The sequence below is a fragment of the Pseudofrankia coriaricola genome (assembly GCF_032027725.1).
In the GTDB taxonomy this organism is placed as follows: domain Bacteria; phylum Actinomycetota; class Actinomycetes; order Frankiales; family Frankiaceae; genus Pseudofrankia.
The window spans coordinates 17,336-28,733 of record NZ_JASNFO010000104.1; the positions used below are offsets into that span (position 1 = coordinate 17,336).

Genomic DNA, 11,398 nt, shown 5'->3' on the forward strand with positions numbered 1-11,398 from the left:
GGGCCGACACCCGGCGTGATCGCAGAGGGTGTTCAAATGCACACGGCTGAAATGGCCGTGGAAGGCCGCCCGCGGCCTGGGTGGGTAGGTCTGCCCAACTCCACGCGCACCGGGACTGGGTCGTCGTCCACCGAGGCACGGGCGCAAACGCGAATCGTGTCGGATCAGCCAGTCTCTGGGCTTGCCCATCTGACACACATCGACAGGGTCGGGGCGAACTGTGTCGGATAGGCCTGCCTATCGGCTTGCCAGTCCGACACGGTTCGCCTCCGACGGGCCGGAGGCGAACTGGGTCGGATCAGCCTGTCTGTCGAGATGTGTGTCTCAGAGCGTGACGGGCTATCAGCACCTGAATCGCGGCTGCCCGGCACTGAGCTTGCACCTTGCCGCAGGCCGTTCGCGGGTGCGGCGGAGGCATCACCCGCTGGTTGTGGCGGGCGCGGCCGGGTGACCCATCAATCGGCACCAGGATCGTCTTTGGAACGGACCGCGCGAGGGTGGTCCTCGCCGAGGATCCGCTGTCGCCCCAGGGCATCCTCTTCCAGCGCGCGAGTCGCCGGATAGTCCCCGTCAATGGCACCGGTCATGGCAGCGTGGTCCGCTCCGCGGACAGTATCCGGCAGCCCACCCACCCAGCACTGGCCATGTCTGACGAGAAGCTGACCACCTGCTCCCGCGCGGTCGAGTCCGGGCGGAGGCGGGGCACGAAGGTCGAGCTGACGTAGACCACCTCGGGGTGGTAAGGCCCGGTGAACGCGATCTGCACCGCATAGGACGCGGATCGATCCGTGCTGTTCGTCACCGTCACTGTCGTGCTCATGCTGCCAGCCTCGTCGACGAAGCAATCGTCGACGTGGACGTCTCTGCGATGGTCCCTGCCCGCTTCGTATTGCTCGTACGAGTCGCGCATGACGCTGACGACGAGCACGCAGATGGTGACAACGAAGGAGACCCAGCCGCCGGACAGGATGATCAAGGAAATCCACAGCGGACGGCGCCACGGCGACCGCCGCGCCTGGACGGGCAGTGGCGGGTCGCCATGGGGCGCGGGAAAACCAGACTGGGCCATCGTCTCTGTTCCCGAGTAGTGATCCCAACGGAGCTACACCCTAGTGGGACCACGGACGACGCGAAGACAGACGGGCCCCTTGTCGGTGGCTCGGCCGGGCCGAGCCCCGGACTGGGCCATCTGGGTCGGCCGCGCGGACGAACCAGCGGCGCGCGGGCGGGGCGCTGTCAGTGCCGGGCGAGCAGGGCCAGGGCGTCGGCGGCGGGGGTGCCGGGCTCGGCGTGGTAAAGGACCATGCGGTGGCTGCTCTCGGGGAGGGGCATCGCCTCGTAGGTGAGGTCGAGGCGCCCGACCAGCGGGTGCTGGAACTTCTTCACGCCATGGCCGCAGTCCAGGACCTGGTGCTTGGCCCACAGGGCGGCGAACTGGTCGCTGCGCTGGACGAGCTCGCCGACCAGGCAGCTCAGCTCGTGGTCGTCGGGGTGCAGGCCGGAGGAGTAGCGCAGGAAGCCGACCATCTGCCGGGCCATCTGGTCCGGCTCGGCGTACAGGTCGCGCCCACCCAGGGCCAGGAAGAACATCCGGGCGAAGTTCGGCCGGTCGCGGACGTCGTCCGGCGCCTCGAACGGGTAGCCGAGACCGACGAGCCGGTGGCCGAGGGCGTTCCAGGCGAGCACGTCCTGGCGGTGGTCGACGAGGAGCGCCGGCCCCGGCGCCGCGCGGACGAGCCCGAGCGCTGCGGGCCGTGGCCGTTCGACGCGGCGGCGCCGGACCGGCCGAGGCTCGGGACGGGCCAGCCGGCGCAGGTGCTCATGCTCGGCGTCGGTCAGCGTCAGCACGCGGGCGAGCGCGTCGAGGACGCTGTCGGAGACGTTGTGGTGGTCGGCCTGCTCCAGGCGCGTGTAGTAGGTCGGGCTCACCCCGGCCAGGTGCGCGAGCTCCTCGCGACGCAGGCCAGGGACGCGGCGCGCGCCATAGGAGACGAGACCGACGGCCGCGGGGCTGACCGCGGCCCGTCGGGTGCGCAGGAAGTCACCGAGCTCCGTCGCCATGACCTCCATCGTGCCCGACGGCGCAGGACGCTGGGTATCCCTGCCGGTGGTAGGCACGCCGAGGGGTGGTGGCGCAGGGCTGTCGCTGTCGCCGGCCGGCGGACGCACCGTGGGCGGTGTGACCACTCTGACATCCACCGCGACCACCGACCAGGCGGACCCGGCCGCCGCGGTGGCGGCCCGCATGACCCGCGGCCAGGGCCTCGTGCTGGTGCTGCTGCTGGCCTCCCAGTTCACGCTCGCCGTCGACTTCTCGGTCCTGAACGTGGCGCTGCCGACGGTCGGGACGAGCCTGGGGTTCTCCGACGCGAACGCGCAGTGGATCGCGACGGCGTTCGCGCTGTGCGCCGCCGGGTTCACGCTCCTGTTCGGCCGCATCGGCGACTACGTCGGCAAGCTGCGCGTCTTCCTCATCGGCATGACGGCGCTCGGCCTGGCCTCGCTGCTCGGCGGCCTCGCCACCAGCCCCGCGGTCCTGCTCACGGCTCGGGCCGCGCAGGGCCTGGCGACGGCGGCGGTCACCCCGGCGGCGTTGTCGCTGCTGACCACGACCTTCCCGGAGGGCCCGGCGCGCCAGCGCGCCCTCGGGCTGAACAGCGTGATGATGTCCACCGGGTTCACCTGCGGCGCCATTCTCGGCGGCGTCCTGACCGACGTGGCGAGCTGGCGCTGGGCGTTCCTCATCAACGTGCCGATCGCCGCGGTCGTCGTCGCGGTCGCGCCGTTCGTGCTGGCCGACCCGGCGGCCAGGGTGCGGACCCGGCTGGACCTTCCAGGGGCGGCGCTCGTGACGTCCGGCCTGCTCGCGCTCGTGTACGGCGCGACCCGGCTGGGCGAGCGCGGCGCCGACGACCCGTGGGCCATCGGCTGCGTCCTGGCCGCCGTGACCCTGCTCGCCGGGTTCTGGGCCGCCGAGCGACGCCACTCCCACCCGCTCGTGCCGGTCACGATCCTGACCCGGCGCACGGTGGGCTGGGGCAACGTGGCCGGGTTCGTGACGTTCTCGATGGAGCCGGCGCTGGTGTTCCTCCTGACGATGTACATGCAGCATCTGCTCGGTCTCAACCCGCTCCAGACGGGCCTGATGCTGGTCGCGATGGGAGCCGGGGCGATCATCGGCGGGATGGTCGGGCCGCGGGTGGTCGTCGCGTTCGGGGTGCGCCGTGCCCTCGTCGGCGGGCTCGCCGTCCAGTCGGTGCTGACGGGCCTGCTCGTGTTCTCGGGAGGCACCACCGTCTCTCTGTGGCTGGTCGCCGCCACGACCTTCGTCGGCGCGATCGGGCACGTCTGCGCGATCGTCGGTTTCATGGTGGCGGCGACGTCCGGGCTGCCCGACCACGAGCAGGGCCTGGCCACGGGTGTCGCGACGATGACCCAGCAGGTCGCCATCGCGCTGGGTGTGCCGGTCATGAGCGCCGTCGCCATCGCCGCCGGCGGGCTCGACTCGCTCGCCGCCCTGCGCCTGGCCATCGGCGTCGACGCCACGGTGGTGCTCGCCGGCGCTTTGCTCATCGCCCGTGGCCTGCGCACGCCGCGCCCAGCCCCCGCGGCGGCGGTCGAGGCCGGCTGATGTTCCTCACGCTCGCCGGTGACCACGGCGGCGGCGGGCGCCCAGCCAGACCGGCCAGCGGGTTCTGGCGGCGGCAAAGGCACGCTCAGGGCCTCAGGGATCGAACAGGCCCAGGGGAACGCACGGGCCGGGTTGCGGCCGGTCCGTCAGGCTGGGCACATCCAGTCGGACCGGCCGGCGCTCGGGCCTGCCGCTGGCTGGTCCGGCGGGGGGAAGTGGTCGCGCAGGCCGAAGGCCCAGGGGGTGGAGCCGTGGCTGCGCAGGTGGCGGACGCGGTCCTCGGCGTCGGCGGTGGACGGCCACTCCCCGGCGGGGACCCACCACAGGGCCGAGTAGGCCTCCGCCATGGCCTCGAACCACTCCCGACGGCGGCCCAGCACCTCGCGGTGCAGCCCCGAGTAGGCGAAGGCGCCCAGCGCCTCCACCGACTCCCAGACGGTGAGGTTGACGATCACCCCGGCGCTGCTCCCGGCGTCCCACTCGAACGCGGTGACCGCGGTGGCGTCGCCGTCCTCGGTCTGCAGCCGCCAGCGGAACCCGGGGGCGGCGTCCGCCAGCGCGTTGACCGGCTCGAGCGCGGCGACGAAGTCGGCCAGCCGCGGACTGTCCAGCGGTGCCCGCAGCCGCGCGATGTTGACCTGCGCCAGCTCCCAGCCGGATTTCTCCTGTGCCACACCGGGCACAGTAGCAATGATCTCCCCGTCCCACGCCCCGTTCACCGGATCCGGTGACGCGGCGGCACGAGGGGAAGAGGCACGGGAAGAGGACAGCTCCCGCGGCGCTCGGGTGGCGCTCGGGCCGCGCCCAGCCGGCCACGCGGTACGGCGGAAACACGGGACACGGAAACACGGAACGCGGGACACGGACGACGACGCCGGCCAGCGCCCGCCATCGGTCTCGTGAACGGATGGCGGGCGCCGGCCGGCGCTGGCCGTGCGGCTGGGCCGAGGGGGCTCAGACCAGGACGCGGGCCTTGATGCTCTCGGTGGCTGCGGCGCGGGAGGCGTGGAACACGTCGGTGAACTGGGCCAGCGCCGGGTTGACGACGGACAGTGTCATCTCGACGTTGACGAACTCGACGTTGTCGGCGCCGAGGGCCTCCAGCACGTGCTCGAGGTACGGGGAGACGTGGTCCCAGCCCTCCTTCGGCGCGCCCGGCGAGTACGAACCGCCCTGTGTGGTCACGACGGTGACCTTCTTGCCGTGGAACAGGCCGGGGTTGTCCGCGTCCGCCACGGTGACCCCGGGGATGATCAGCTGGTCGATCCACGCCTTCAGGGTTGTCGGGAGCGACCAGTTGTACATCGGAGCGGTGATCACGACCTCGTCGGCGACGGTGACCTCGCCGATGTAGCCCTGGCGGGCCTTGAGCGCCTCCGTCTGCTCCGGCGTCCGCTGGTCGTCCGGGGTCATGCCCGCGGAGACGATGGTCCAGTCCAGGTGCGCCGGCGGCGCGGCGGCCAGGTCGCGGTGGGTCACCGCGCCGGCGGGGTTGTTCTCCTGCCAGGCCGCGACGTACTCGCGCGCCACCGCGCGTGACACCGAGTTGTCGCCGGCGATGCTCGAGTCGAGGTGCAGCAGGTGGGCCATCGGGCTCTCCTTGGAGGGCGTCTTGGGACCGGAGGTCCGGTCAGCTATCGGACAGATCATCTACCAGCAGATCATCTGTCTCCAGATCGTCTCTCGAGTAGATTAGCTGCTGTGGCGCTCATCTTAAACACAGACGATCGGATCGTGTTCCGGGGTATGGTGACCCGGTGACGCAGCTAACGGGAGCCCAGCCGGACGCGCCGCGCCCGGACGCTCCCGGCGCCCTGGACTCCTGCGTCCCCGCGGACAGCTCGGCCTGCGACGCGGCAGGCGATGACGACGTCACGAAGGACGTCGGCTGGCTGGTCGGCCAGATCCAGCACGGCTACCTGATCACCGCTTCGGCCGCGATCGACTCGGTGCCCGGCGGGCTGCGCGGGCTGCGCGTCCTCGGGGACGCGATCCGCGGCAACGCGCCGAACCAGATCGAGGTCGCCCGCCGGTTCGGCATCGACCGGACGGTCATGGTCCGCCTCATCGATGACATGGAGAAGGCGGGCCTCGTCGAGCGCCGGCCGGACCCCGCCGACCGGCGCGCCCGCAGGATCGTCGGCACCGAGCGTGGCCGCGTCGCCTACGAGGACGCGCAGACTCGGCTGCGCCTCGTCGAGGACCATGTGCTCGCCCCGCTGTCCGCCAGCGAGCGGGCGGCCTTCACGGCGATGGCCAGCCGGGTCGTCGAGCACCTCGTCGTCCTCGACCCCACGCAGGTCGAGTCCGCCTGCCAGGCGGCCACCCGCCAGCTCGACCAGCACGACCCCCTGCCCGGCGCGACCGGCTAACCCTCCGGCAGCACCGGCTGGATTCGCGTGGGAGTCCCGCTCCGGGAACCCGGTCAGCCGGTGTCGGCGGCGTTCTGGGTCCTGTCGCCCGGTTCGGCCTCGGCCGTCGGAGCGGGGCTGGTGGCGAGGGCGACGACCTCCTCCAGGCTCAGGCCGTCGCCCAGGTGGTCGAAACAGGCGACGATCAGGGCGAGGGCCGCGGTGCCGAGCAGCGAGGTGCGCTTCTCGTGGTCGATGACGCCGTCGTCCGGCTCGACCATGAGGCGCAGCTGCATCCCCTCGGCGGTCGCGGTCATGATGAAGTTGATGTCCTCGAGCGTCAGCCCGGGGCGGATGCGCAGGCCGCGGACCGCGACCGTCTTCTCGTAGGCCTCCAGCCACGCCTGCGTGCTGATCCGGTACATCTCCTGCAGCGTCGAGCGGGCGATCTCGTCGCGCTCCGCCATCGCGGCGCCGATCAGCTGCGCGCGCAGCGCGGGGGTGCGCCGCGTGGCGGTCAGGTCGTCGTAGCCGGCGTCGTGGACGGCGCGGACCACGTCCTCGGCGTCGGCGAGCCGGTTGCGGGCGTTCGCGGTGCTGTCCAGGAAGCCCTGCCAGTGCGCGCCGCGCAGGCTGTACGCGAGCACATCGCGGATGAAGTCAGCCTGGTAGGGCCAGCGATCACGGAAGCTGCCCTCCGAGCCGCGCAGCCGGCCGCCCTCGCAGACCTCGTCGATGACGGCGCGCTGCGACAGCCAGCGAAACAGCGGCCGGTCCTCGGGATCGACATCGTCGCCGGGGCTCAGCTGCGCGTCGATCAGCCGCAGCCCGGCCTCCAGGTACTCGCGGGTCAGCTCGTCGTTGGCGAGCGCCTGCCGCCCGGTGTCGGTCTTGCGCCTAGCAGCGCGCATCAGGCCGGACAGCAGCTTGGACAGATCCTCGGCCGGCACATCCGTCAAGGTCGTTCCCCTTGCGCGAGACGCTTCGCTTTACCACGGAGATCGACAGCGTAGCAAGAGATCCGTCCACGCATGGCCAAACATCCTCGAACGTGCGAGGTCGGACTCACGAGGCCGGACGGTGGAGGACAGATCTCCGAGGCTGGCTACGTCAATCGGACTAGGCCACGCTTGGGCTTCGGCGCTGGGAGTGGGGGCCTTCCCCGGCGTCCTGGGGGCGGGGGCACCCCGGAGGAAAGTCGTCGAGGGCGCTGTCTCGGACCTCAGCGGGGGGAGGTCCGAGACAGCGTCCTCGCCGACGAGGACCACCGGTCGGTGAAACGCCTTGGCCGGTTGCCGGGTCAGAACCGCGACAGCGCGGTTCCTGTCGCAAGCCGGATCGGAACGCAGCAGCGCGGCCTCCGTCGTCAGCCTGTCAGAAGCGCACGAGCGCGGCCTCCGTCGTCAGGCCGGGCCCGAAGGCGATGTCGAACCGAATTTTTCTAGCGGATGGCCCAAAGCACCGCAAGGGGCACGCAGAGAGAGGCGGGGCGCGCCAACGGCGACGCGCCCGTCCTCGCGCCCAGTCGCGGTACCACGGTCGCCCGATCGCGGTGCCCGATCATGGTGCCCAGTAGCGGCATCCGATCCCGCCCACCCAAAGGGACCAGCAAGTTCGAACAAGTATTCGAAAGCGGACTCGCGCCCCCAGCGACAACCACTCCCCTTGGGGTCGATAGACCACAGCCATTCGCAAACATAGGCAAACGACAACTCATTGCCGTACTCTCACCTGTGACACAAGGTGAGGGGGCAGTGACGTGCTTTCGCGTGAGCGGCCAGCGGGCCTCCCCACCACCGCCGCGACCGCCACCACCGCGCCGACCGCGGGCCTGGCTGCCTCCGACGCGCCGCCGGCCCGAGACGTCGACCCGCCCGCGGAACCGTCGGCCTTTGGCCAGGCCGTCCAGCTTGGCCTGGAGATCGACGGTGTCCAGCGGCAGGTCCAGCACCTGAACGACGTGCTGCGCCAGCTACGCCGGCACCGCGAGCGCTGGGAGGCCGGCGGCCGGGCCGAGCAGAGCGTCGTCCGGGTACTGATCGGCATGGACGACGCCGGATGGCACTTCCTGTCGGACCGGCAGTGGCCCGGAACCCGCCGGGCCAACATCGACGCCCTCGTCGTCGGCCCCGGCGGCGTCTTCGTGCTCGATGTGAAGAACTGGCGGGACGTCACCATCGAAGGCGGCCGGCTGTTCCGGGGAGACGCCGACGCCGAGGACGACCTCCGCAAGCTCGTGGACCAGACCGTCGCGGTGGAGCAGGTGCTGACGGACGCGGGCCTGCCGCCGGCCGAGGTGGTTCCGCTGCTCGTGCTGGGCGGGCGCAGGAACGTCCTGGCGCAGCTCGACCGAGTGACCGTCATCGGCGAGCAGGACCTGGCCCTCAACCTCGGACGCCGGAGCCCCCGGCTGGCACCGGGCCTGGTCGAACGCCTGCTGAGCTGCCTGGCGGACGGTTGCCCGCCGATGCCCCGCGCCACGGTCGCCGCGGTGCCGCCCGCGCGGTCCGCCCGCCATCCGGTCACGCACCGGGCCGGCCTGACCGATCCACCGCCGGTTCCGCCAGGCCGCTCGGTCGCGCACGGCGCCAGGGCGGCCGCCGCCCCGCGGCCACCGGCCAGACCCGCCGGGGCAACCGGGTCGGCGGGGTCGTCCGGGGCAACCGGGTCGGGAGGGTCAACCAGGTCGGGCGGGTCTGAGGCCCCTGCGCGCGGCGGCCCAGATCAGGAAGCCCTGCTGAGCCGCGAGGAGCTGTGGCGGGAGCTCCTCGACGCCGCCGCGCGGGAGCCGATCGAGACGTGGATGACCTGGCTGCATCCGACGCAGGCCCGCCTGTCCGGTCGGCGCTGGTCGGGTCCGGCCCGCGTGCGCGGCGCGGCCGGCACCGGCAAGACGGTCGTCGCGCTGCACCGCGCCAAATACCTGGCGGCACGAGGGGAACGGGTGCTGTTCACCTCACTAGTGCGCACGTTGGGGCCGGTCTACCGTGCCCTGCTGACCCGGATGGCGCCCGACCAGGTCGACCGGATCGAGTTCGCCACGGTCCATGCCGTCGCCGCCCGTTGTCTTCGTGATCATGGCCTGGCGGACCGCCACCAGCAGGAGGTCGCCGAGACCTGCTTCTGGCGCGCCTGGGCGCAGGTCGGGCAGTTCTCGACTCTTCCCGGGGTCGGACTGGCCCCCCGGTACTGGCAGGACGAGATCTCGACGGTCATCAAGGGCAGAGGCCTGACGGCCTTCGAGCAGTACGCCAGGCTGGCGCGCGTCGGGCGCAGCACTCCCCTGCAGCAGAATCACCGACGCGCGGTGTGGGAGCTGTACGAGCGGTACGAGCAGCTCCGGACGGAGCGCGGCGTCCTCGATCGGGACGACGCGCTGCTGCTGGCCCGGGACCTTGTGCGCGAAAGCTCCGGCACCCGGTACGACGCGGTGATCGTTGACGAGGTGCAGGACCTGACGTGCGTCGGCCTACAGCTCCTGCACGCCTTCGTCGGCGACAGGCCGGACGGGCTGTTCGTCGTCGGCGACGGCCAGCAGTCCATCTATCCGGGCGGTTTCACCCTCGCCGAGGCCGGCGTCTCCGTCGTCGGACGTTCCACCGTGCTCACCACGAACTACCGCAATCGCGAGAAGATCCTGCGCTACGCCCAGGCGGTGATCGCGGACGACAGCTTCGACGACCTCGACGGCATACCGGAACAGGGACGGCGCGAGGTCGACATCGACCGGCCAGGAGGTGAGGTCCACGAGGTCACGGTGCCCAGCACCGTCTCGCAGGACGCGGCACTCTGCGAGCACCTCGTGGAGTTCCACGGCGACCGGAACCTTCGTTACGGCGACATGGCTGTGCTCGTGCCGACGAACGCCGCGGCCGCGCGCTGGCTGCGCGTCCTCACCGAGCGGCGGATTCCGGCCGTCTCCCTCAGGGAATACGACGGGACCAGCCGCGAGGCGGTGAAGGTCGGCACGTACCACCGGGTCAAGAGCCTTGACTTCGCCCACGTCTGCATTCCCGACCGCAACCTCTTCCCGAGGCCGCGGCAGCCGTCCGAGTCCGCCGACGCGTTCCGCGAGCGGAGCCAGCTGGAACGCCGGCAGCTGTACGTCGCCATCACGAGAGCGCGTGACAGCGTCTGGGCCGGGATTCGCGAGCTGCCGGCGCAGGGCGGCTCGTCCGGATGATGGAGAACGCCGAGGCATCGCCCGGCTCTCGCAACGAAAGATCGCCACGACGGTATTCGGATCCGAACTCGTGGGCCCTCGCCAGTTCGGATCCGGATACAGATCCGCCGATCAAGCTCGCGACGCGAGGACGCGGCCGGGCCAACTCTGACTGGCGGTGCCGTCCCACAGGTTCCACGGTAAGGACGAACGGGTGCATATACGGCAGGATTGCCATGGCCCCATCCTGCCACCGGCCCATCTTGCGAACGCCGCGCTGGAGTCGGCGCCCAGGGCGGGAGCGCCGGTCATGACGGCGGTTGATCCACCGGCGGGTCGAGGATCACCGACAGCAGGCGGGCCAGCGACCGCGTGAAGATTGTTTCCGCGTCCGCCGGCGGCGTGCCCGCGCCGCTGGTCAGAGCCGCGGCGAGATGTGGGTACCGGCCGGTGGCGATCACCGTGCCCAGGTAGGCGACCAGATCGGCCTGCCACTGCTCGACGGCGCTGCCCGCCGCGGTGCGTTCCCATTCCGCGAACTGGATGATGAACCCGTTGAGCAGCGCGAACATCTCCATCTTGGTCGCGCCGTCCAGCGGTGAGCCGGCCAGGGCTCCGAGGAAGAACTCGGTGCAGCGCAGGGCGTTCGGCCCCATCGACGGGCGGGTGGCCGTCAGGCCGGCCACCCAGGGGTGCCGGCGCATCGCGGCCAGCGTCTCGCGGGCCAGCCGGGTCAGGTCGGCGCGCGGGTCGCCTGACGGCCCGTCGGGCAGCATGATCTCGCCCGCGGCCGCGTCGAGCATCAGATCGAACAGATGCTCCTTCTTCGGCACGTAGTTGTAGAGCGACATCGTGCCCGCGCCGAGGACCGCGGCGACCTTGCGCATCGACACCGCCTCCAGGCCGGCGGCGTCCGCCAGACCGATCGCGGCGGCGGCGATCTCGGCCCGGCTGTGCGCCGGCTCCGGGCCACGGCCGCTGCGTTCCGGGCGAAGCCAGATCATCCCCGGCGCGGCCTTCGCCGAAGCGGTCCGGGCGGGCCTGGAACCGGCGAGGCGCGAGTCGGCGTCAGTGCCGGCACCCGCGCCGGCGGCGGCAGAGCCGGCAGCCGAGTCCTCGGGGACGGATCGGGCGGCGTCGGCGCCGCCTGACCTGCGACGACCGGGCCCGGAGTGGCCGGACGGCATCTGCGATCACCTCGGTTCGGACTGCTGGCGCCGTACAGCGTACGCCGTTGCCCGTGGTACGGTGGGC

At 71.7% G+C, this 11,398-nt stretch carries 9 protein-coding genes; 3 read left to right on the top strand and 6 right to left on the bottom strand.

The annotated features are described in order from the left end of the window. Nucleotides 1-583 precede the first annotated feature (583 nt). Nucleotides 584-976 carry a hypothetical protein gene (locus tag QOZ89_RS39835; RefSeq protein ID WP_071055072.1) on the bottom strand — a complete coding sequence of 131 codons (393 nt, stop codon included), beginning with the start codon at nucleotides 974-976 and terminating at the stop codon, nucleotides 584-586. A gap of 260 nt (nucleotides 977-1,236) precedes the next feature. Beyond that, entirely contained in the window at nucleotides 1,237-2,061 is an 825-nt protein-coding gene (locus QOZ89_RS39840) for an MmyB family transcriptional regulator (protein ID WP_312629264.1), read from the bottom strand. A gap of 118 nt (nucleotides 2,062-2,179) precedes the next feature. Between QOZ89_RS39840 and QOZ89_RS39845 the strand changes: the two genes are divergently transcribed. After that, nucleotides 2,180-3,631, top strand: coding sequence for an MFS transporter (locus QOZ89_RS39845; RefSeq protein ID WP_241842485.1), 1,452 nt, complete (start codon nucleotides 2,180-2,182; stop codon nucleotides 3,629-3,631). Nucleotides 3,632-3,777: 146 nt separating this feature from the next. On the opposite strand, the gene QOZ89_RS39850 is transcribed toward QOZ89_RS39845, so the two are convergent. Next, on the bottom strand, nucleotides 3,778-4,305 hold the full coding sequence (locus QOZ89_RS39850) for a DUF3291 domain-containing protein (protein WP_071055066.1): 528 nt from the start codon (nucleotides 4,303-4,305) through the stop codon (nucleotides 3,778-3,780). Nucleotides 4,306-4,585: 280 nt separating this feature from the next. Continuing rightward, a complete protein-coding gene (locus QOZ89_RS39855; protein WP_071055064.1) occupies nucleotides 4,586-5,221 on the bottom strand; it encodes an FMN-dependent NADH-azoreductase in 636 nt (211 codons plus the stop codon). Between the two features lie 167 nt (nucleotides 5,222-5,388). Between QOZ89_RS39855 and QOZ89_RS39860 the strand changes: the two genes are divergently transcribed. Beyond that, nucleotides 5,389-6,003 carry a MarR family winged helix-turn-helix transcriptional regulator gene (locus tag QOZ89_RS39860; protein ID WP_083420195.1) on the top strand — a complete coding sequence of 205 codons (615 nt, stop codon included), beginning with the start codon at nucleotides 5,389-5,391 and terminating at the stop codon, nucleotides 6,001-6,003. A 53-nt stretch (nucleotides 6,004-6,056) separates the two neighbouring features. On the opposite strand, the gene QOZ89_RS39865 is transcribed toward QOZ89_RS39860, so the two are convergent. After that, nucleotides 6,057-6,932, bottom strand: coding sequence for a hypothetical protein (locus QOZ89_RS39865; RefSeq protein WP_083420194.1), 876 nt, complete (start codon nucleotides 6,930-6,932; stop codon nucleotides 6,057-6,059). 809 nt (nucleotides 6,933-7,741) lie between these two features. On the opposite strand from QOZ89_RS39865, the gene QOZ89_RS39870 reads away from it, so the two are divergent. Continuing rightward, nucleotides 7,742-10,165: a UvrD-helicase domain-containing protein gene (locus QOZ89_RS39870; RefSeq protein ID WP_083420193.1), complete on the top strand. Its 2,424-nt coding sequence runs from the start codon at nucleotides 7,742-7,744 to the stop codon at nucleotides 10,163-10,165. Between the two features lie 287 nt (nucleotides 10,166-10,452). Here the strand turns inward: QOZ89_RS39870 and QOZ89_RS39875 are convergent, their stop codons facing one another. Continuing rightward, nucleotides 10,453-11,331: a TetR/AcrR family transcriptional regulator gene (locus tag QOZ89_RS39875; protein WP_241842484.1), complete on the bottom strand. Its 879-nt coding sequence runs from the start codon at nucleotides 11,329-11,331 to the stop codon at nucleotides 10,453-10,455. Nucleotides 11,332-11,398 lie beyond the last annotated feature (67 nt).